The organism is Alistipes sp. DJF_B185 (genome assembly GCF_964250025.1).
Classification (GTDB): Bacteria; Bacteroidota; Bacteroidia; order Bacteroidales; family Rikenellaceae; genus Alistipes; species Alistipes finegoldii.
In genome coordinates this window covers 192,864-213,803 of record NZ_CAXUDY010000001.1, presented here as the reverse complement: position 1 = coordinate 213,803, position 20,940 = coordinate 192,864, and the positions used below count along the sequence as shown (strand labels likewise).

35 protein-coding genes are annotated in these 20,940 nt (G+C 51.3%); all 35 read left to right on the top strand.

Going from position 1 to position 20,940, the window contains the following annotated elements:
* Window positions 1-50 precede the first annotated feature (50 nt).
* Window positions 51-269, top strand: coding sequence for a hypothetical protein (locus ACESTR_RS01065; RefSeq protein WP_004293651.1), 219 nt, complete (start codon window positions 51-53; stop codon window positions 267-269).
* A gap of 1 nt (window position 270) precedes the next feature.
* A complete protein-coding gene (locus ACESTR_RS01060; protein WP_004293652.1) occupies window positions 271-480 on the top strand; it encodes a hypothetical protein in 210 nt (69 codons plus the stop codon).
* A 59-nt stretch (window positions 481-539) separates the two neighbouring features.
* Window positions 540-1,562: a hypothetical protein gene (locus ACESTR_RS01055; protein WP_004293653.1), complete on the top strand. Its 1,023-nt coding sequence runs from the start codon at window positions 540-542 to the stop codon at window positions 1,560-1,562.
* 2 nt (window positions 1,563-1,564) lie between these two features.
* Window positions 1,565-2,101, top strand: a complete 537-nt coding sequence (locus ACESTR_RS01050; protein WP_004293654.1) for a hypothetical protein — start codon at window positions 1,565-1,567, stop codon at window positions 2,099-2,101.
* Window positions 2,102-2,116: 15 nt separating this feature from the next.
* Window positions 2,117-2,332, top strand: coding sequence for a hypothetical protein (locus ACESTR_RS01045; protein WP_004303944.1), 216 nt, complete (start codon window positions 2,117-2,119; stop codon window positions 2,330-2,332).
* A 21-nt stretch (window positions 2,333-2,353) separates the two neighbouring features.
* Entirely contained in the window at window positions 2,354-3,166 is an 813-nt protein-coding gene (locus ACESTR_RS01040; protein ID WP_004293656.1) for a hypothetical protein, read from the top strand.
* Window positions 3,145-3,930, top strand: coding sequence for a hypothetical protein (locus ACESTR_RS01035; RefSeq protein WP_004293657.1), 786 nt, complete (start codon window positions 3,145-3,147; stop codon window positions 3,928-3,930). The genes ACESTR_RS01040 and ACESTR_RS01035 overlap by 22 nt, the downstream gene beginning before the upstream one ends.
* Before the next feature lie 69 nt (window positions 3,931-3,999).
* A complete protein-coding gene (locus ACESTR_RS01030; RefSeq protein ID WP_004293658.1) occupies window positions 4,000-4,899 on the top strand; it encodes a DUF932 domain-containing protein in 900 nt (299 codons plus the stop codon).
* 11 nt (window positions 4,900-4,910) lie between these two features.
* Window positions 4,911-5,501, top strand: a complete 591-nt coding sequence (locus tag ACESTR_RS01025) for a tyrosine-type recombinase/integrase (protein ID WP_004293659.1) — start codon at window positions 4,911-4,913, stop codon at window positions 5,499-5,501.
* An 81-nt stretch (window positions 5,502-5,582) separates the two neighbouring features.
* Window positions 5,583-6,251 carry a hypothetical protein gene (locus ACESTR_RS01020; protein WP_004293660.1) on the top strand — a complete coding sequence of 223 codons (669 nt, stop codon included), beginning with the start codon at window positions 5,583-5,585 and terminating at the stop codon, window positions 6,249-6,251.
* Between the two features lie 130 nt (window positions 6,252-6,381).
* Window positions 6,382-6,972: a hypothetical protein gene (locus tag ACESTR_RS01015; RefSeq protein ID WP_004293661.1), complete on the top strand. Its 591-nt coding sequence runs from the start codon at window positions 6,382-6,384 to the stop codon at window positions 6,970-6,972.
* Window positions 6,959-8,863, top strand: a complete 1,905-nt coding sequence (locus ACESTR_RS01010) for a hypothetical protein (protein WP_004293662.1) — start codon at window positions 6,959-6,961, stop codon at window positions 8,861-8,863. Before ACESTR_RS01015 ends, ACESTR_RS01010 begins: the two co-directional genes overlap by 14 nt.
* Window positions 8,860-9,732 (top strand): DpnD/PcfM family protein, encoded by an 873-nt coding sequence (locus tag ACESTR_RS01005; RefSeq protein ID WP_004293663.1) that lies wholly within the window; start codon window positions 8,860-8,862, stop codon window positions 9,730-9,732. The genes ACESTR_RS01010 and ACESTR_RS01005 overlap by 4 nt, the downstream gene beginning before the upstream one ends.
* A gap of 140 nt (window positions 9,733-9,872) precedes the next feature.
* Window positions 9,873-10,544 (top strand): hypothetical protein, encoded by a 672-nt coding sequence (locus tag ACESTR_RS01000; RefSeq protein ID WP_004293664.1) that lies wholly within the window; start codon window positions 9,873-9,875, stop codon window positions 10,542-10,544.
* Window positions 10,541-10,891, top strand: a complete 351-nt coding sequence (locus ACESTR_RS00995) for a hypothetical protein (protein ID WP_004293665.1) — start codon at window positions 10,541-10,543, stop codon at window positions 10,889-10,891. Before ACESTR_RS01000 ends, ACESTR_RS00995 begins: the two co-directional genes overlap by 4 nt.
* On the top strand, window positions 10,892-11,212 hold the full coding sequence (locus ACESTR_RS00990) for a hypothetical protein (RefSeq protein WP_004293666.1): 321 nt from the start codon (window positions 10,892-10,894) through the stop codon (window positions 11,210-11,212).
* Between the two features lie 19 nt (window positions 11,213-11,231).
* Window positions 11,232-11,651 carry a hypothetical protein gene (locus ACESTR_RS00985; protein ID WP_004303935.1) on the top strand — a complete coding sequence of 140 codons (420 nt, stop codon included), beginning with the start codon at window positions 11,232-11,234 and terminating at the stop codon, window positions 11,649-11,651.
* A gap of 32 nt (window positions 11,652-11,683) precedes the next feature.
* Complete coding sequence (locus ACESTR_RS00980) at window positions 11,684-12,202, top strand: hypothetical protein (RefSeq protein ID WP_004293668.1); 519 nt, start codon at window positions 11,684-11,686, stop codon at window positions 12,200-12,202.
* A gap of 34 nt (window positions 12,203-12,236) precedes the next feature.
* On the top strand, window positions 12,237-12,416 hold the full coding sequence (locus tag ACESTR_RS00975) for a hypothetical protein (RefSeq protein ID WP_004293669.1): 180 nt from the start codon (window positions 12,237-12,239) through the stop codon (window positions 12,414-12,416).
* Window positions 12,397-12,660: a hypothetical protein gene (locus ACESTR_RS00970; RefSeq protein WP_004293670.1), complete on the top strand. Its 264-nt coding sequence runs from the start codon at window positions 12,397-12,399 to the stop codon at window positions 12,658-12,660. The genes ACESTR_RS00975 and ACESTR_RS00970 overlap by 20 nt, the downstream gene beginning before the upstream one ends.
* A gap of 11 nt (window positions 12,661-12,671) precedes the next feature.
* The gene (locus tag ACESTR_RS00965; RefSeq protein WP_004293671.1) at window positions 12,672-13,175 is read left to right on the top strand and encodes a hypothetical protein; all 504 of its coding nucleotides are present in this window, start codon (window positions 12,672-12,674) and stop codon (window positions 13,173-13,175) included.
* A 17-nt stretch (window positions 13,176-13,192) separates the two neighbouring features.
* On the top strand, window positions 13,193-13,897 hold the full coding sequence (locus tag ACESTR_RS00960) for a radical SAM protein (protein ID WP_008672671.1): 705 nt from the start codon (window positions 13,193-13,195) through the stop codon (window positions 13,895-13,897).
* A 20-nt stretch (window positions 13,898-13,917) separates the two neighbouring features.
* Complete coding sequence (locus ACESTR_RS00955; protein WP_004293673.1) at window positions 13,918-14,820, top strand: hypothetical protein; 903 nt, start codon at window positions 13,918-13,920, stop codon at window positions 14,818-14,820.
* 101 nt (window positions 14,821-14,921) lie between these two features.
* Window positions 14,922-15,398, top strand: coding sequence for a hypothetical protein (locus ACESTR_RS00950; protein WP_008143055.1), 477 nt, complete (start codon window positions 14,922-14,924; stop codon window positions 15,396-15,398).
* A 38-nt stretch (window positions 15,399-15,436) separates the two neighbouring features.
* Window positions 15,437-15,883, top strand: a complete 447-nt coding sequence (locus ACESTR_RS00945; RefSeq protein ID WP_004293675.1) for a hypothetical protein — start codon at window positions 15,437-15,439, stop codon at window positions 15,881-15,883.
* A 22-nt stretch (window positions 15,884-15,905) separates the two neighbouring features.
* A complete protein-coding gene (locus ACESTR_RS00940) occupies window positions 15,906-16,412 on the top strand; it encodes a hypothetical protein (protein ID WP_004293676.1) in 507 nt (168 codons plus the stop codon).
* 15 nt (window positions 16,413-16,427) lie between these two features.
* On the top strand, window positions 16,428-17,018 hold the full coding sequence (locus tag ACESTR_RS00935; protein WP_229053208.1) for a hypothetical protein: 591 nt from the start codon (window positions 16,428-16,430) through the stop codon (window positions 17,016-17,018).
* Window positions 16,994-17,329, top strand: coding sequence for a hypothetical protein (locus tag ACESTR_RS00930; protein WP_004293678.1), 336 nt, complete (start codon window positions 16,994-16,996; stop codon window positions 17,327-17,329). Before ACESTR_RS00935 ends, ACESTR_RS00930 begins: the two co-directional genes overlap by 25 nt.
* Before the next feature lie 3 nt (window positions 17,330-17,332).
* Window positions 17,333-17,989 carry a hypothetical protein gene (locus tag ACESTR_RS00925; protein WP_004293679.1) on the top strand — a complete coding sequence of 219 codons (657 nt, stop codon included), beginning with the start codon at window positions 17,333-17,335 and terminating at the stop codon, window positions 17,987-17,989.
* Between the two features lie 22 nt (window positions 17,990-18,011).
* Window positions 18,012-18,320 carry an LPD28 domain-containing protein gene (locus tag ACESTR_RS00920; RefSeq protein WP_004293680.1) on the top strand — a complete coding sequence of 103 codons (309 nt, stop codon included), beginning with the start codon at window positions 18,012-18,014 and terminating at the stop codon, window positions 18,318-18,320.
* Between the two features lie 13 nt (window positions 18,321-18,333).
* A complete protein-coding gene (locus tag ACESTR_RS00915) occupies window positions 18,334-18,744 on the top strand; it encodes a hypothetical protein (protein WP_004293681.1) in 411 nt (136 codons plus the stop codon).
* Between the two features lie 154 nt (window positions 18,745-18,898).
* On the top strand, window positions 18,899-19,222 hold the full coding sequence (locus ACESTR_RS00910; protein WP_004293682.1) for a hypothetical protein: 324 nt from the start codon (window positions 18,899-18,901) through the stop codon (window positions 19,220-19,222).
* A complete protein-coding gene (locus ACESTR_RS00905) occupies window positions 19,194-19,850 on the top strand; it encodes a hypothetical protein (protein WP_004303923.1) in 657 nt (218 codons plus the stop codon). Before ACESTR_RS00910 ends, ACESTR_RS00905 begins: the two co-directional genes overlap by 29 nt.
* A gap of 162 nt (window positions 19,851-20,012) precedes the next feature.
* Window positions 20,013-20,543: a hypothetical protein gene (locus ACESTR_RS00900; RefSeq protein ID WP_004293684.1), complete on the top strand. Its 531-nt coding sequence runs from the start codon at window positions 20,013-20,015 to the stop codon at window positions 20,541-20,543.
* A complete protein-coding gene (locus ACESTR_RS00895) occupies window positions 20,540-20,938 on the top strand; it encodes a hypothetical protein (protein ID WP_004293685.1) in 399 nt (132 codons plus the stop codon). Before ACESTR_RS00900 ends, ACESTR_RS00895 begins: the two co-directional genes overlap by 4 nt.
* Window positions 20,939-20,940 lie beyond the last annotated feature (2 nt).

Here is a 20,940-nt window from a genome sequence, read left to right as displayed (position 1 = left end):
GATATGCCATGAAGGCGTTTCGAGCAAACCTGCCGTAACATCAAACCTGTATGAAACCTAAAGATAACGGGCTGGCCAACCTTCATGACCGGAAACGTGAGGAACGCGGTTTCTGCTGCATGCAACTGATCATATTCCTTACAGACAATGGAGTGAAGAGCTGGGATGAATGGCACCGGGCGCATACCGACGCGGCCCGGGGCGAATGCAGATACCGCAAGCGGTGCCCGGTTTATGGACGTAGCAAACATTTAATGAACAATAAATAATATGGTACTTAATATTGTAAAAAACGACCTGCCTGCCTCATGCATTGCAGAATATGTAAGATGCGTGTTTGACAATGCCAAAGTAAACATCAAAGATGAAAATGCAGTATCCGTCGACATCGAAGTGACCGGAAAGAACGAGCTGCACTCTTTGGAAGGATTAAAAGAGTTGGAATACTATTTTAAAGATTATGACATAAGAATATGGTGACCGCCATGCAACGGGCGGCAAACCGGAAATTGTTCAACTACAGATAAAAAACAAGCAACATGGAACAGGAAAAACCTACAAAGCCGGAAACAGACAGAACCTTTCCGGAAGACGATGACACACTTTACCGTGAAATGACAGTGCACATGCCCCGCTGCTATTTTCCGACTTCGCTAGGCGAGAACAGTATCCTCAAATTTGCCGGAGAGGAATTCCGCCGCGTCAAGAATATTGTCTGCCGGCGCTACAACTTTAACGAGGACAAATATATCCGGGAGAACGCCGGCGTATCCCCTTTCGACTCTGTTCGAGGCAACTTCGAGCAGGAAGTGTACAGACGTCTCCGTAAGGATTATGCGCACCTCAGTATCATCTCCATCAGAAGATCACTTATGGAGAAAATCCGCGACGCCGTGAAGAAGGAGAACAACATCATCGGCACGTTCTACCGCAACTGCGGCGTACATTACCGGGAGGCGGAATCAGCGGAGTATGAAACCTCCCCGATAGTGGTGGTCCACAATTCCGCTTTTTACGGATACGGCGGTTATGAAAGTGCGACCGTTTATGAACTTTTCATCGACGGGAACGGCAAACTGCTCTGCACGCTCAACGGCGAAGCCGGCGAGGATTTCGATGAGCCCATCGGACAGGTACAGACCGAGGGATTGCTTGAGATTGCCCACTGGCTGGAAGAACACGGGTTCATCTCCGCTGATGTCAATGACGACGAGATTGTCGTATGCGAGGGGTGCGGTTCAGACAATATACAGACCCAGGCATGGGTGGATCCGAATGCCCGTACATTCATCGGTACCACGGGTATAGACCGCTATGATAACTGGTGCGACGAATGCGAGGACCATCAGCCATTCTGTACTTTAAAAGAGTTCAAAGAACGCATGGAGGAATGGTGGAACTCGTTGGACGCAAATCAAATGGAACAGATCACGGGTTGCCGTCAGGACAAGTGTCCGGCCGGAGACAACCATCAGGGGTTTGCCGAAACCTGCAATGAATGGTGGGAAAACAAGGGCTATGACGAGAAACGTAAAATCTGGAAAGAACATAATGACTGCTGATTATGATTTACAATCTTCTTAAACGCATACAGAACCTGTTGGCTTCCAAGCCGTCCGGGACAAAGGAGGAACAGGAAATCCTGAGTCTGGTCAGCCAGGCGCTTCCTGCAATGCTCAATGGGCATGATACGGAAACACTTGCCGCCAATGAGCTGCTGGTACGGATATGCCCCGACACCAAACGGCCGGTCCTCGTATGCCATAACGGCAACGGGCAGTGCCTGTGCCTGCACAATGGGACGACGGAAGAGGATGCCGTCGACGTGGACTTATGGCTGCGTTCCAACGGTAGAGAGTGTAACGGCTACAACAAGTTGCAGGAGGCTGTCGTGGACCTTGCCTACAATGCCGGGGCGGACAACCTGTGGGAGGACAGGGACTCCCGTGCCGTCAATGCCGAGATCGTCCAGTGGGCGGAAGAATTCGAGACTGAGCATGCGGGCACTGATTGGGATGCGGAGGACTACTTCCTTGCCATCGACAGGTTTTACAAGGAAAAGACAAAACAAATGAATCCGGTTACAATACCGGCGAACTGAAAAAATGGCAACCGAATGGACAAGGAAATTGCAGAAGAAATCATCCGGGAAAACCGTTATCCGTCCGGATATGACATACAAGACTATCTGTTTGACAATGAGGATACTGTGCTTTCTCTGGAGGACGGAACGGAGCTGCTTGATGACTTCGACCTCTGGAAAGAACGTTCCGACCTCGAACTTGAAAAAATCATGGACCGGAACTACTGGTCCTCGACTGGTGGATATTAGATTAAAAACAGGAATATAATTATGGTAAGAGAACTTTATCAACGGCTCAGGGAATATTTCAACAACTTACCCGAACCGACAGAAGAGGAAAGACAATTTATCCGGGAGCTGAACGCCGGGTATTTCCCTATCACGTCCGTCCACCGCGATGACCTGGAAGGACAAGGTTTCGATGTGGAAAAGATCAGCGATGACGACATGCAGAATCTGGCGGAAAAGATGGCCGACGATTACTGCGAACAGTTGTTCTGGCCCAGCATGGAAATCATTGCCGGAGAAATCCTGAGTTTCCCGAAAGTAAAAACAAAAGACATTATCTGTCCGAAATGCAATTCGGAAAATATCCGTTATGATATTCACGAAAGTCGGTTCCACTGCGGCGAGTGTTCCCTGGCATGGGATGACAAGTTATATGCACTCGTGGAATTTCCCGAGGAAAGTGCTCCTTTCGAGGAAGAAGGAACCGGTTATCCGGCATGGGGAAGCGGGGAGAACGGGGCGCTTTACGTGCCCGAGGAAGACTATATACGCCATACCGGCAAATCTCCCGAACGGGACAAGTGTTACCGTGCCGTGTGTTGGCCGGACTCCCAGAAATACATGGGAACGAAAGGTTGTGAACCCATACAGGATGAAAACGGGATACGGGATTTCGGCACATCGGCATACTGGGTGCCGCTGCTTCTGACGGAAGAAGCGGCAGAGCGACGAATGGACAAGAAAAAGGTACCGGTATGCCCCGAATGTGGGGGCACAGATATTGACATTCTGAGTGACGAGGGCGTGGCCGTATGCAATGACTGCTGCCTTGAATGGCCTTACGCGGAGGATTGAGAATGGAAACGGTAGATGTTTATACGGAACGAGGCGACCTGGTCACCTGTTCCGATTGCGGCAAGGTGATGCTCCTGCCGTATGGAGCGGATAAATGTCCCGCCTGCAAGAAAGAAGGTTGCCTGGTATGGACGGACGAAAGCTTGCGGGAAGCCGACATCGACTCCCTGCTCGAGAGGCACTGTAACCTGCACCAGAAGAGCGAACTGCAACCGGAGGAGTATCTTTCACTTTCCATACTGGTGACCGAGTATATTCCATATCTGGCCGATAAACCGCAGACAGCGCGTGAAACCCTGTTCCTACTCCTTGAAACCGGCTCTCTTTTCGAGAAATACTGGCGGGATACAAGATGCTTCCAATCCGAAAATATCTACACGCCCGCCATCAAGACACTGCTTGACAAACTGGACGTGAAACTGCGAGAGGGCGACACGATTCCGGTAGAATACCAGGATTGCCGCTCCCTGGAGGACTTCTTCAGGGTCGTTGCCGGCGAGCGTCCGGCAAAGGAAGAGGTATCGTTTTCTTCAGATAAGGAGGGAAACTATTATTTCAACGGACGCAAGGTCAAGGTGGAAAATTCTGACGAGTACGCCTACCGCCTGCTGAAAACCAAAATACAGACGAGCTACCGGCGTCCGGTAGATTTTTACTTCCGCTTCCTTGCCCGTTTCGGACCATACGGAACTTATGGCAACGTGTATTACCCGAGTATCACGGACCTGATATGCAGGCGTTACCTGCCTGAAACCGCAAAATGAATTCCGGAAAGGCGATGGACAACGGTTCACCGCCTTTCTTATTGTATAACTTTTTTAATATCAATCATTATGGCAACAGCATTAGCAACAACGGCCGCCCCCGTGCAGTTCGATTTCCAGAACAACAACGTCGAGGTGATGACGCTCGACACGCTCCGGCGCACACACAAGGAAAATGACATCTATGGCAACCCGCTCAAGGGAATCTACCATTACGAGGTGATAGAGCGCATGGCGGACATCTGCCAGAAACACAACCTGAATTACGAGGTGGAGGAAATCTTCGCCGCCCAGAACAAGAACAAGGCACAGCCCGGCGTGGTCGTCCTGCCCCAGGTGGAACAAAAGTACGGGGCGATGGCCGTCGAGGCGCATATCCTGCGCCGCGTTTATACGACCATCCGCATTAAGGAATGGGAAACGGACGAGCTGACCACGACGCTTGTCATCGCCTTCCATCAGGACGGCATCCAGGCGGCCATCGGCCCGTGCGTCAGGGTGTGCCACAACCAGTGCATCCTCTCCCCCGAACGCAGTGTGTCGAACTACGGGAAAGACAAAGTCACCACCGAAGAGCTTTTCGGTCGTGTAGACGAGTGGCTCTCGAACTTCGAGGTACAGATGAACGAGGACAGGGAACGCATCCGCCGCCTGAAAGCGAAAGTAATTACCCCGGTGGAGATGTACGCCTACATCGGATTGCTGACAGCATTGCGCGTATCGCATGACAGTTCCGACAAGCGTCTTTCGTCCAAGGTGGAGACCTATCCCCTGAACCAGTCCCAGATTTCCATCTTCACCGAGGACCTGCTCAAACTCACCGAAGAGAAGAAGACGCTCACGGCGTGGGATATCTATAACGTGGCAACCGAAATCTACAAGCCCGGACGTACGGACATTCCGGCCATGATTCCCCAGAACGGGGCGCTGGCCGAGCTGATGCTCTCGGAAGGGTTGCCGGAATCTTAAAAGGCTGCCACGTGACAAGAATCAAGGGACAACTGACGACAGCCGACTACCTGCCCATAGCGGAATATAACAGGCTGGTCCGCGGGCTTGAGAAGGACGGCGAGTACCTGTGGGAGACCTACTGCTGGCTGTCGTTCTGCACGGCATGCAGGGCCTCCGACGTGAGGACCCTGCGCTGGAAAGACATCTTAGGAAAAAGCACCATGACCCGCATCGAGCAGAAAACAAAGAAAAACCGCCTGATCAAGTTCAACAGGGACGTGCAGGAGAAGAACCGTTTCCTGTACGAGATGCTCGGACAACCCGCCCCCGAACAGTACATCTTTCTCAGCCCGCGTACCGGGAAACCTTACTCGCTGGAATACATCAACAGGCTGCTCAAGGTATTCAAGGTAAGGTACAGGCTGCCGATCAGGGCATTCTCCACACATACCTTCCGCAAGACTTTCGGGCGCTATGTCTACGAGCTGATGGGACGCTCGGCCGAGGGCCTGATCCTGCTCAACCAGATATTCCGCCATTCCAACCTGGAAACCACCCGGCGCTACATCGGGCTGGCGCAGGAGGACATCGACAAAGTGTTCGATTCCATACGTCTATGAGAATATTTTCAACGATGCCCGGAACCCGAGCGGGAGGTTCCGGGCTATGCTTTATATAACATATCAAAATCAGAACTGTAAATGGACACACCGATATATATCGACACATACTTCCGCGTCGAGTCCGGCTATGACGGCGGTCGCATGCCGGAAGAGAAAGCCGGACGCTTCTTCGACGAGGTAAAGCGCCTTTTCACGGAAACAGGGTTCAGCATCAAGGAAAACAAATACAAAGACGGTTGTCCCGAGGTGTATCTCGGAAAGACATGCCTGTACTGTCATCCCCAATCGTTATCGGGCCCTGTTCTTAAAGAGCACATGGAGCTTATCGAGAAGATTCTGGCACAAGGAACGACCTTCCGGTACCTACGTACTGACACTTACGGCGAGATTCTCGACCTGACGGAGGAGGAAGAACTCGCGTATTACCACAAGACTCATGACATGACTATCGGGGGTGTCTTTCTCGACGCCTTCCGCACCAAGCGCCGGAACCTGTACAAGAGCCGGGAGCAGGTGCTGGAAATACTCGTCGAAAAGCTGCGTGTCAAGACACTCCGTGGGAAGTCCGTTTATTCGAACACCTCCCCGGCATACCGTTATATCAGGGAAATGTACGGGAAAATGGTGTCTGAAGGACGGCTCGTCGAGGGATGCAAGCAAACCGCTTCCGGGAAACTGCCGCTCTGCCGCACGGCAACCGGCAGGGAACTGAAAATGAAAAGACGGGAAGACGACAGGACGGAATGACACGCGGTTCCGTACCGGACATGGCCGGATACCAGTCCGAAGACTTCTGTAAATCATAATTTTCAAGCCGGACTGTCAATCGAAAGAAGGACGACCCGGCTATACTTCAACAACAAGAGATAGCACTATTATGAGCATACAAATCGGAAAACTGTTGCCGGACGGCAGTGTCCGGCACATCAAGGCGCTCCATGAGACGCTTTCAAAAGACCTTGTGAGGAAACTCCGGGTGTTCTATCCCAATGACAGACGGGTAGATGCCCTGCTGTCGCTGGGCGACATACAAAAACTGGGACCGTCACCCTATGGAAAATGGACAGGAACCGGCGATACCGTCCACTGTTTTTCAAAGATCCGTGACGGACGGGAAACACCGCGGCAATCCGCATCACGCATCGCGGACAACGCAGACATTTTCGGCCGCATGGAGGACACGTGCCTCCTGTTCGATAACGGCAGATGGCATGTCATGGACAAGGGAGAATACTGTGAACAGCCGCTCTTCGTCGAAGATACGCCCTCCCATGACAGCATGAAACCGATCACGGTATATGTGAACAACCATGTCCGACTCGAAAAGATAAATACACCGCAGCACTGGCAGGGACTTGAGGAACTCGCCGAACGGGAATCCAGGATACTCTATGTCTACCGGGGGTGCCGCCTTGTGAGAATCGTCCGTTCGTCCAACCTTAAAAAGAAACTGTATGCGGCACAATAACATCGTATCGGCCATAGAATGGCTGCCGGAACACCTGTTCACGGAAGAGATCGTGGAAGCAGCCGTCGAAAGCAAGGAAATAGAGGTGCTGAGCCATATTCCGGGACGTTTCCTCACACCCGGACGTATAGAACGAATCATCGCGGGCAGCACGGAGAGCTGGCACAGCTTCGAGCTGCGCAATATTCCGGAGGCGTACCGTTCGGGAGCAGTCTGTGACTACGCCATGCGCAAAAAACCGAAGAATATCACGGCCGTTCCCGAAGCAATGGTTACCCGAGAAATGGCAGAAGCGGTCATCCGAAACGGACGCGGGGATTTCGACATTCTCGCCTTCATACCTGAACGCCTTTGGGATGCGCAACTGGCATACCTGGCCTTGCGCAGCTATATTTACGACCCGTATTACACGGACAGCAGGACAGACGCCGTCATGAAAACGGGGCTTATCCTCGGATATGTCCCCGTTGAGGTAAAGACTCAAGAGTTCTATTACGGGATGCTCGACGGGATGAAAATATTGAGCACGGTTACCGATGCCGTCGTGCCGTCCCGTTTCAAGACTGCGGCATACTACCGCAAGATGGCGGAACATGACCTCTCGCTTGTTCCCGCCCGGTTCTATTCCTATGAGATTCTCCATGCGGCTGTCTGTTCGACCGAAGGAAAAAACTTCATCACAGACCCCCAGTTTTTCAAGCCGTTGTCGGTATATCTGGACGACATGCTGGCGGACCGGCTGATGGAGAAACACCCTTACATGTTCGGGGAGTTGCCGAAGCGGTTCAAGACACCGGAAAGACTGGTCATTGCCATCGATAACAGCAAACGGGAGACGAACTGCTATATCGACGAGGAAACTGAACAATCCCTGCTCACGGTGGAAGTGTGCAAGGCATTCATCCGAAGAAACGGCAACTGTCCCGAATTTCCTGAAAATGTATGGACGCGGGAATTTGTCGACTACTGCATGGAGCACGGGACGAGTTTCCGCTGGTTCCGCCAGATGCCCAAAAAGTTCCAGAGCTCCGCGAACACGCAGGCGGCGTATGATTACGGTCATTACCATATCTGTGACTTTGCCAAACGGTTCATCACTCCGCAAATGGCGAAGGAGTGCTACCAGGAGCGCAGTTATGCACATGCCATCCCCGGACATTTCCTCACGGAGTTCTGCCGACAGACCGGACTGCCCGAGAAGTTCTACGGCGGGGAAACCACGATGCTGTCGCTGAAAAACAGCCGTGACGACTATACTTACTGCAAAGTCGGCAATACCTGTCTGGCCTTTTACCTGAAAGAACAATACGAGCCGTCCTCGGCACATCTGATGATGACGCGGTCGGATTCAAAATACTGCACGCCGGAGAAGGTGTTCGACGTGCCTGTCGGAACCTTCCACCGCACGTGGCTGGAAAAGATCGTGGCGGAAAACGACCCCCGCTTTGTCAAACCCCGTGTGGACAAAGCGTTGAAAGCCGTACAGGCGGTCTGCTATTACGGTGTCGAGAAGTTGAAGGACCTGAACCGTACGGAAATCTTCCGCAACACCTTCATGGGTGAGACCATCGGTTACTGCGCCCGCCGCAGGGACCTGACCTACCACAGCGACAACTGCGGGACCCTTATCGAGGGCTTGAAGTTCAAGATCCGGGGAATGGCTGTCCCCGTAACCTTGGCGGAAGACATGACTCCTTATACGGCCGACATGCTGCACCGGAAGTTCGGCTTCTGCTATATCGGAATGACGGCATTCGCCACGGACTACGGCCTGGACATGGAGAAGGCATACACCTTTGCACAGATGCGCCAGATCGTAAGGGAGAAAGGGCACAAGCCGTCATTGAGAAACTACAAACGTGAACTGAAACAAATAAACATCATACAATGAAAAAATACCGGATAGCTATCGAAGAGACGCTCCGTAAGGTCGTGGAGATCGAGGCAGAAACGCCCGGTCTGGCCGTCTGCAGGGCGGAAGACGAATACAATGAAGAGAAACACGTGCTGTCAGCCGACAATTTCGCAGGAGCTGACATCGCGCTCTCGACTGATGACAGCACGGTCATGGAGACTCTGGAAGACGTGGATTTCATCGGATACGTGCAACGCCGTTTCGAGGAATGCCGGGAGTCCATATCCGTCGAAGACAAAGTCCGGCTGGCATTCGGAAGTTTCGACAACGCCCTGTATGAGTTCGGCGAATACCGTAAGGAGGCGGCTCGGAACCGCCCGCAGGTCTACCTGCTGTACCGGAGCGATGCCTGGCACAACCGTTCTTCCATGGAGCTCATAGCCCCGTTCTCCTCCCTCGAAAACATGATGGAGTACCTGCGGCGTAAGAAGAAGGAATTCCGCCTGACGGAAAGTGATCTGGAAGAGTTCAAGAACAACCGGCAGACGAAGGGGCGCGACGAAAACTACCTGTACGAGTCGGATTATTTGGATGTGCTGCCGGAACAGGAACCCGAACTGCCGCCGAAAGATGACGCTTTCTATGACAAGGTTTTCACCTGCGGGCAATCCGAGCTGTCACGCAGGGAGTTGGAATCTCTGCCGGAGCCGTTCGATACCTACCATGTTACGGACGAAGAAATGGAACAGATTGTGTACGAAACGGAAATGGAGACACGGGACCGGCTGCGGCTCGGTAAAAGAAAGCCCATAGATTTTGACAATGACCGCCATAGTGAAATCTGGTGGGAAGAAATGGAAAAAGCAGTGGTAAGGCACGGCGTACCGTACTACGAGGCCGAATAACGAAAATAGAACCTGTTCATCACATGCCATAATGATGACGGGCCGTCGCGGCTACGGCTGCGGCGGTCTTTTTTTTCAAAACGAGGTGAGTATTCCACCCCTTATACAAAACGATTACCTACTCTTAAAAAAACGGATTTATGAAACAGACAAGACAGGATTTCTTCACGGCGAACGGGGAAGGAATCAAAATCATGACATTTACGGAGTTCGCCCGGCATATCCTGCGTATGGAATGCGGGGAAAGTCTGGAACTGTATGCCGTTGTGAACCGGCAGACACGGGAATGCTCCCGGCCGCTCTCTGTCAGAAAGGAACAATGGAACGGTACGCCCTTTTACCTGCTCGGCGGGCACGGGCAGGAAGTCCGTACCATCAATTTTGCGGGTCGTCCGAAAGAGGAGTTTGAAACGACCTGCCATGATGTCTTGGACAGCTACGATGCCGTGGAAAGTATCGGGGCGGTCGTGTCAAGACTGCGTGAATTATCTCCTGAAGAACTGCATAAGCGGATTGCGGAAGAGATGAAGACCGGCTGTAAATACCTGTTGGTCTACCGCAGCGAGGAGGAGATGACGGCCGCACTCGACGGCAAGATATACGCCATCAGCGATACGGACGGCAAATTCCTTTGCGACCTGTATCAGCCGGATTATCTCCATCTGGAAAACGGGGGCGATATTGTGGACACCGCATCCATTCCGGACATGCATTTCCATTCCGATTGGGCAATCGCCAACCCCACGGTACGCGACAAGGTGCTCTCCTCCCGGATGGTGATTATATATACCCACGAAACGGTAACGCTATGATAGAGATTGGCAACAGGATAGAAACGCCGGAAGGTGTGTTCTATGAACTGGAATACGGAGGGGAAGGAAACATCTACAAGAACGAGGATGCCTTTCTCAACCGCCCCGATGAAGTGTGCTATGTACCTGAATACGCGGCAGAAGACCGTGAGGACTGGCGTGTGTCGGAGAGCAGTGACGGCTGTTTCACGCATAACTCACTGCTCGCCCTGTGCAAGGGTAATGAAGAGGTGTGCCAGGATCTGTTTTACAGCCTTGAATGGACGTACCCGACCACCTTGCTGGAAGAATGGGACTCGAACGGCTATTTCGATGAGATCGAGGGCTGGTATGACAGTAACGATTAAATGGAACGGCATATCATGGACAGGAAATACAAAATCACATACTCGGGAAAAATCACGGGCAAGACCCCGAACTACATATTGAGCCTGCGGGCGCATCTGAAAGGCATCTTCCCTGAAATGGAACGGTATGGTAAGGAAGAATTCGACCACGTGCTTCATTGCATCAGCTCGTTCATTGATGATTTTACCTTCAAGGTACGCAATTCCCGATACCGGGGAGACATCCTGAAAAGGACTATCAGTAACGACTGCCTGAAAGTGTTCAACCTGGGTGACGAGAAAGTGATACTGACCGTCTCCTTCACCCCGCTGGAAACATGAAACCAACAATATGACAGATATGGATAAAATACAGAAAGACAATGCGGAGCCGGGCAAAGCCCCGGACAAAATGAGCGCCGACAAGCTGCATCTGTTCGCCACCCAGTACGCCTTTATCGACGGACGGCTGCACGAGGCCGAGCAAGCCATGCTGAAATTCATGCTGGAGTTCCTGGCACAATATGGCCGCGTATCACTCGGCCTTACAGAAGAGGAGGAACTCGATGACAACAACTTCCCCGTCACGACAACCTTGTACGGGAAGCACGACACGCCCCGTATCAAGCTTACCGATGTCTACCTGACGGATGACGGGGAATATCTCCTTGCTGACGGAATAGATGCGGAGACCGGGGAAAAACGGGACGGATTCTATATCTACAGCGAACAATACGCCGATATCTTCCAGTTCGTCGGCCACGCTTCGGAGATGAACTGACGAATGAGGAACAACCATAAAACGAAATATCAATGGACTGTATCAAAGATTTACAAGACGCCATCCGCAACATTCTCGTGAACAACGGCCTTACGGAACTCTGTCTGGGAGAGCCTGACGAACTGGACGATCCCACCTATATCATCTGGTATGACAGGCACTGTGAGCCTCACGAAGACCCGGTATTGAAGGTTTACCTTGAAAATGAGGGCATTGCCGTTGAGGTCGAAGCCCGCAGTTTCGGGAACACGATAACCGTCTACGATTATGACATAGACCGTATTGAATGGTGGAAAGGCATTCATGCCAATATTCTGGAAGTGCTGGAGCGTGACGGCAAGCGCCGGTGTCCGGCCTGTGGCAGGACGGTCAAGGGGAAGCAGCGGTATTGCGGTGCCGGATGCCGTGATTTCATGACTCCCGGACCGACAGTGGAGCAGGTCGCGGAAAAAGCCAACCGGAATATCCGCAAACTGGCAAGCCTTGCCGCCGGAAAAGACAAGGCGTACCGGAAGCGGCTGATAGAGAAATATACCGTCGGTCCGTCATAAGCCGGCTTTGTTACACTAAAAAATGTATGATATTATGGCAACAAGAACCATTTACCTGACCGTACGGCTCGATATCGACAACCCGAAGGCTGATGAAATAACGGACGAAGAGGTTGACGAAATTATCAGCGAAGTGGACTATGAATTCAAAAATTACGGGGACTATGAAATCGACACGGAAATCTGCGGGAAAAATGACGAAGGTGGTCTTTAGACGCTATCCCGACGGACAGGTCATCGCCCTGTTCCCGGACATACCGTGGAGCGGACGGCGGGGTGAAATAACCTCCTACATGCATGTCGGCCAGCATGGCGCAGCCGACTATGCGGGCGTGATCGCCATGACACGGCCAGCCCATGAAAAGGAGTACCGCAACCCGCTTTCCGAACTGAGAGCCATCGGTTACGATGACCTACACATCATGCGGCGTGCAAGACCGAAATTCATAAACAGCTAAAAACAAATCTTATGTCTCATAAACCGAATGCCGTTCCTGTCTTGCAGGAGGGAACGGTCTATACAATTATACTTGACAACGGACGAAAGGTCCACGACGTAATCTATCATGCCTGTGTCGCCTCCGGCAAGTCGTATTTCGCCAAAGGCGATAAGACCTATCCCGCCGAAAAGGTGCGGAACCATTCAATCACCGGACATGCCGCATCGGACGGCTCTAGAAGGAACGGCACACCCAATCCCGACCGCTTCGCCATCACGGATGAAGTGTGCGAGGTCGTTGATGTAGTTACCACGCCGGAAACCAATCCGGAAATGTTCCGGTGTCGTGTCAAATGCCTGATGTATTCAGGCCTGTCACAAGCCGAGGCTGAGAAAGTCATCGCTTCAACGCCACTAAAGCTGGAACTCTTCTACGACGTAGGCCGTGGCAGTTTCGCTATTGACGCCGAGGCAGTTGGCAACACACCGCTGTATAATCCTTACACGGGAAAGGAAATCCCGGATGAAACCTAAGCCGAACTACATCGAATATGAGAGAACTATATATCAAGAATCTCTGCATCGAGATTACCCGACGTTGCAACATGCGCTGTACCCATTGCATGCGGGGAGATGCCGAATCCGTGGATATCCCTTTGAAACATATAAGCAACCTGCTGCGGCATGTCAGGCATATTCACCATTTCAACATCACGGGCGGCGAGCCGTCGCTTAACGTCCGGGCCATCCGCCATATCCTCGAACGGGTACGCGCCTACGGTATTACTGTCAATGACTTTTATATCGTAACCAACGGCTCTGCCACATCCCGTTCGGAGGAATTCATAGAAGCCTGCGCCGCACTGTACGAGTACCAGGAGGAAAAGGAACAGGACTCCGGCCACATGCTCGAAATGAGCGACGACCGCTTCCATGATCCGGCAGAGCATGCCGCCACGCTCGCGGCACTTTCCCCGTATCCCTTTTTCGGAGTCCGGGGACAGGCCGAGCGTATCTTCCTTTTCCGGGAAGGCCGCAGCACGGAGGGGTTTCCGAACCCTGTTCATGGGATTTATCTTACGGAGGAGAACTACGTTTACGGCGACCTCTGTCTCAATGCTGAAGGCATGGTTCTCTCCAACGGGGACCTGAGTTATGCCCGCCAACGGGAACATGCCCTGTGTCCCTGCGGGAAACTGATGCAATATCTCCGGATGACCTTGAAAAAGCGTCAAAAAGAAAGATTGTACGAATAAATACACAAATCAAAAAACTTATGTCAATCGTATGCAGTATCTGCGGCGGCACTGGAGTGAAATGTACCGCCGTCATCGACCCGAACACCAGACAGTTCCTCGAATTTACCCGCAACGCCTTGTCGGACGGCCGGTGCAGCCAGTGCGGCAACGTTGCCCTGACCGACCCTGACGAAGTAAAAGCCGGGCTGGACAAGCTTTGGACGGAATATACGGCGCGGCATCGTGCCGCCCCCAACTACACCTGCTGCGACATTGTCCGGCATGGTGATTACGACGGGTGTGAAAAGGCGTATATCCGCATCGGAGGCCCGTCAGACGTGGTCGAGAAGTATCCGGTCGTGGCCGTGTGCCGCGACCTCGAAGAGCTCAAATCACTTGCGCTCCCTGACCCGACGCGAGAATTTACCCTCATGGGAATTCAAGGGTTCGAGTTCCACGACGTGTTGGAAAACAAGACCTACGAGATCGGGGTGGACGACCTGAAAATTCCCGTCACGACGAAAGAGGTGCTGGACTTTTACCCGGCGGAACATCGGCTGAAAGAAACGGACATCGAACAATATGCCGCGGCTTACACGGCCCGTATCAAGGCGTACAGGGAGTATACCCGTCAGCTCGACGCCACACTCGTGCGGCGGCTTCTCGACAAAGAGCGGCTGATGAAAGTCGGCGAGAGCGACGGTTTCCGCTTGAAACTCCATTTCGACTGGTTTGTCATTTTAAAGCGGGAGAACGAAAGGATGTACGCGCCTTTCAAATACGCTGTAAATGCTTATTGTCTGGATAATATCCAAACTTTCGACCGTCGTTATGTCACGCTCGAAGATGCCTTGCTCCACTGCCTGAACGGTTTCAACGAGAACGCGAACATTCCTAACCGTTACAAGTCCATCGGGCATTACCTGTCGGGGAAATCCTGACGACGGGCAGTGTATCGACGGGTTACCGGAGGCCACGGGTGCTTTCCCCTTGACCGGAATACCGTCGGAACAAGTAACAATGTAACCAAAGAATAAAAAATATGATGAATGATTATAAAATCAAGAACATTCTCGAATCCCTGAAAGAGGAGGTCGAGAACGGGAAGGTATCCCTGCGGGAAGCTGCTGTCGAACTTCATAAAGCCGGCTGGACGAATTTCATCGACATCGACGCCACGAGGAACCTACTGAAGACCCGGAATGTAACGGGGAACGGAAATGTCCCGGGAGTTTCCGACATGATGGGAAAATACCGCGAGATGAAAGCGGCGCACCCGGATGCCCTGTACATTTTCCGAAACGGGGAATCTTGTGAATTGTATGAGGATGATGCCATCGCCGCTTCCGGCATTTTGGGCATTGCCACCGCCGAACGCGTCGACGGGCAAGGGAAAGGCGTCAAGGAACTGCGGTTTTCTTTTCGTGACCTGGACGTGTATCTCCCCAAACTGATACGCGCCGGAAACCGGGTGGCTGTCTGCGAACCGAATCAAACCGGTTCGGGCAAACGAGTTTGATAACCATTAAATAACAAATATTCAAAACCCAAAGACACATGATAAAGATAACAACGATTTTCGGCGAGGACGCCGTACGGGAATATGAAGAGAACAATGAACTGCCTTCTGAAGAATGGCTGGCGGATAACGGGGGCGTCGTGGACGAGAAAGAGTTCGAGACTGAGGCGGAGTACAATGCCTACATCGCCGGGGTAAACGATGCCGACGGATGGAGTGATTATCATATCATACGCCACCGGTCGGAAGAGGCGGACACCTCGAGAGAGGAAAATCTCTGGCTACGTCTCGGAATTAGCGTCCGGGGCAGCCGGGAGGACATCGAAAGGATTCTAAACGGGGACACCGAAACCCTTCGGAAACTGCTCGATGCCGGACGTTATGGGATTGGCGGAGAGACCTATGTCCCTGGTTCGACCGTCGAGGGGTACAACGAGGACCACGACACGGAGTTCGAGGAGGAAGACGTGGAGTTCCATTTATAATAAAACCACACCATCTGCAATAATGATAACAGTAAAAGTTCTACTCGGTAAGGATACTGTAAGCATATACAGGAAAACCGGGGATATCTCGTCGGTGGAGAGCACGGCCGAATCCGGGGGATATGTGATAACCCGACATTTCGAGACCGAAGCTGAATACAAAGCCTACGCAATGGCTGTGGAAGACCTGGACGGACATGAAGACTGGCAGATGCTGACTCCTGCCGTTACGCCGGAAGCTCCGTTCCGCAAAGGGGAATTTGTCCGGCTGACAGACGATGCAATTAAGCGGATACGTGAAAGTTTCGGGGACGGACCGGCTGACTACAGAAAGGAAATGATTTTGGAGGTGATTGCCTGGTGCCGCTATGAAGGCACATGGATCATTGAAGTCCGAGATATCCGTGAAGACGATACTCAGGAGTTCGATGCCGTTTTTCTGCGCCCCTTGACGGCACGGGATCTCGTGGCTATTTCCGCACCCCGACACCCGCTATCCACTGCGATATATCCTATTCACATCCGATAACTTAAATGATGCATGATGGAAAATATATTCATACTGCCCGGAAACGAACAGGAACTGTTTAACCGGTATTTAGATAACAACGAATACGGCCCTCTGAAAGAACGGCTGGAACTGGTCAGGAAAGCCTTGAGCAACAAGCTTTCCCCGGATGAACGCAATAAGCACGGGCTGAACGTGGGTGTGCATGAACTGTCCATGGAACGTAAGGAACTGGAAAGAAAGATATTCCAAATGGCACTCAAATCCTTTGCAGAACGGGTTTGTGACGAGCAACGCGCTCTTTGCGAACAGGGGTTCTGGCAGGCACCGTGCGGCAAAGAGGCGGAATATATCTCCTCCGCTCCGGTTCCGGACCTTGTAACGGACGTGAAGCAGTACAAGACCATTTGCCGCTGGTGGGAGAAGCTGTCCGATACCAGGAGGCTGAAGGTAGCGGCGATGTTTGCAAACGAACTGGGACCGATATACGGGCACGACACCGAAACGCTGGAACGGATTTATAGCCGCTGGTTTCTACTCTCCTTAGATGGCAAACAACGCATCTACCATTCATGGACCACAAACGAAAAACAGACTTCACCATGCCATACAAAAGCTCGGGAATAATCATCAGCGGGACACAATATGACCGCAGGCAGAAGCTCACTCCTTTTCAGAAGGCTGAAATTTTCCACCGTTACATGACAGAAGCTGTCAGCCAGCGCCAGCTTGCCCGGGAATACGGTGTCAGCCGCAGGCTGATAACCTTCATTGTGAACCCAGAAAGCGAAGAGCGGAACAAGGAACTGCTGAGAGAGAACAAGGCAAAAGGCTTGTATAAATATGACCGGAAGAAACATACCGAAAATATACGCAACCACCGTCGTTACAAACAGAGATTATTTCAAGAAGGTAAAATCATACTAAAAGATGGATAGACAATGAGAATACAGGAGAAACAAAAAGCGTTGGAACAGGAAGTTATAGCCAACCTGTGTGCGATACCGAAAATGCCGGAAAATATGTTGCCCCATACGGTATATGTCGAGGAGGAAGGGGAAGACGGGTATGGCCACGGGATACCGGTATACACCATGTACCGGTTGGAGGAGATACGCACGGACGGAAGCTGCACGCTTTACAACGCGGAAAGCCGGGAGCGTTTCACCTGCCGCCACCTGCATGAGATTAACATGGACTGGCTGGTGACAGTCTGGGAACGTTATCTGGAACTCTGTGTCGAGCAGGATATCTGGAAAGGGAATGCCGTTGCATTCCTGAAAGACCGTACCGGCAAACCGGAAGAGGAAATCATTTCATTCGTGGAAACCTCGTGGGACAAATGCCAGGCTTATACAGACAACCTCAAGGCGTTTCTTGGGGAAGATAAAGACCGGGAAATATGGATATTCTCTTTCCCGCTGGACGAATTTGAACGTGACGTTCCGGCCGGGAAAATCATCGTTGATTACGAAAATAACCCCGCAACGCGGGTTGAGAAGATGACACCGCTGGAATTTACGGCCAACATCAATGATGAATGTTTTGATGACCGGAACAATTGGGTAAGAGCCATTGAACTTCCCAAGCAGGAATAATAAACTATTTGAATCAATAAATATGATTACAAAAGAAAACATTGGCAACGAGACCTTTGAGTCTATGACCATCAATGACACGCCTGCATTGTTTACGGATATGCGGATTGACCGGAATGCCGTTCCGGAGGGACTGTACGCATACGATATCCGGGAGTCGGATGACGGGGACCGTCTGGCGACCATCGAACCGACGGTGATGGTAAATCATGGCGGAACCATCCTGACCAGGAAAGAGTTTATCACGGAAAAGGACGGCTATGTACAGATTGACGAATACGGTTTCGAGGCCTCCATGACACTGGAAGAGTGGCTTGAGGAAAACAATTAAATGTATAAAGGATATGGATATTAAGGAACTGACAGAAAGGTATCAGGATCGTTTCGATGCCCATTACCTGCAAGACGATAACGGAACCGGCAGAAAAGGTCGGAAACGGAAAAAGGAAGTTGAGACCCCGAATTTTCTCAAGGATGTTATCCGGCCGATCCTGGACACTTTGCCGGACTTGTTGCCGGAGTACGGGTTCACCAAAACTACGGATGATTACGCCATGTACGGCGAGTATTACCGTATCAAGGCGGGTATCGTCCTCGTGGGAGGTTTTTCCATCGATGAGGATTTTAACCTGTACTTCACGCCATTGTTCCATGGCAAAGCCTGCGGTAAGAGTCACAAAATCGACAGCATCGGACAACTCGTTGAAATCATCCGCGAACAATTTGAAAGAAGGGAGGTGAAGATGAAAGGATAGTTTCATGCAATAGACATGGGTCGTTCCGTAATTTATTGTATATTTGTCAGATGAAGAAAGTCTGTATATGTATTTCGGACGAAAGCCCGGCAGTTGAACGGATTACAGGCACTTTCATGTTTGGCTGACATCAAACCTAATATATCTATTTGATATGAAAAAGGAAGAGATTATTCGCCGCTGTTACGGCGGCATGAAGGAAAGGCATGGCGTGGAAACCATCATCCTTTTCCATGTCGGAGATTCATTCGAGGCGTATTTTGATGATGCCGAAACGATTACCCGGATCACGGAAGTGCCCCGGTTCAAGATGACGGCGGCAGGTATACCTGCCATCAGGATTTCCGACGCCGCCTTGGAAGAATGTAGAAACCGGTTGCTGGATGCAGGATGCAAGGTATGCGTGTCCGAGGTCCGGGGGGTATCCGGCCGCCACATTCTCAAAATCAATGAAACAAATACGGAAACGGGCCGATGAATTGATATTGATAGCGGCAGCAATAGGTCCTTGGACACTGTTGGTGGTAGCGGTATTAATCATCGGAACGCTGAAATGCTGTCTGACCACGGACTCGGACAGCATTGACGAAAGTATCAACAAATCACCGGGGATAGTCGCGCATGTCATGGTACTGGACAGTACGGATAATGGTTTTCGGGTGGTTTATGCGACGGCTGCGCCGGTAACGGATGAAAGGTTTGCCGAGATATGCGACAGGCCGGGTATTTTGGAGGGGTTCGAGAACCTGAAACGGAAAGCTCCCGAACACTTTGGCGGCAACCTGCTGGAAACCGACATCTGTGACTTCGCGTTGTACGCCTACCGGTTTCCTATCGATAAGGACGTACGGATACACAATATCTTTGTCGCCGGTAAAGAGAAAATGGACTTCTATGTCCGGAACAACCCGGACCTGCCCGGGTGCGCTACATGGATGCACCACGGTACGGAACAAGGGAACCAATATCTGAATGCTGACGATATAAATCACTGTATACCCAACGGAAGGCGGATTTACCGTTATTGGAAATGCCGTTATCTACTGCAAACTTCTGATACTGACGAGCGTTTCAGTCATTTTACAGAGGAGGAAAGGCTGTACTGAATGCAGCCTTTTCTCTATATATATTACACATAACCATCTGAAAATTAATAACTAAAACGTTTTGTTGGCGTGAAAAATTGGCATATATTTGTATGGAAAAGTGACCCATTGAAAACAGATTGTCAATTGAAAGCAATAGATTGAATATGAAAGAACAGTAATATGACATCGGAAAAATCGCAACTGAAGTTTGCGAGATCGGAAGAGACGGGCGAACTGATAGGGTTCGTTTCGCGCCATTCCAAGACACGTAAATTGATGGGAGTCCGTGAAGACTCAAGATTCGGCAAGCAGATTTGTGTCCTTTCGGAAGACCTGAAAGGAACTCTCGAGCCAAACATACTATACTCGGTAGAGTTGAAACCCATGCACAAAGCCAACGGGTATGTAGTCGTTGCCGCTACCCCCGTGTTATTTCAGGCGCATGTGGAAACAGTGATCGTCCCGAAGACATTGTATCAAGTAACTGTGACGTTCGGCAACAAAAAGATTTTCTTCGACCCGAAAGACGGCAAGAGCGTAATGAGCCGCACAATAGACGGTGTGCTGGAAATCCTCAAGGGACGCAAGGATATCAAGTACAAGGAAGGTGTCATCACCGACTATCTGAATCAGGCGCGTGCTCTGGTACGACGTATGGAATCCGACGGGTTCATCTATACGGGAGACAGACATCAGGGAGGAATTCAATGAAAGAAAAACCGGTCGTGGGTATTGCGACCGACGGTGCCCATTCTGCAAAAGAGAGGTTGACACGCTTCCGGGCTGTCGACCTCTCTTCAGGAAAAGAACTCTTTTCCAAAGCTATCGGTAACTGGACGAACAATATCGGGGAGTTTCTCGGCATTGTCGAGGCGGTCAGATATGTCATGGAACATCCGGAAAGTCCGCGAACAATCTACTCGGACAGCATTACAGCCATCACGTGGTATCGTAACAAACAGACAGCCTCTTCACGCAGATGCCCGGCATTGCAGAAAGCGGAGATATTCCTCAAAGTGATGGAGGCAAGAATCAAGGACATCGAAGTGCTGCACTGGGACAACCGCCTGTGGGGTGAGATTCCTGCCGACTTCGGAAACAAATAACA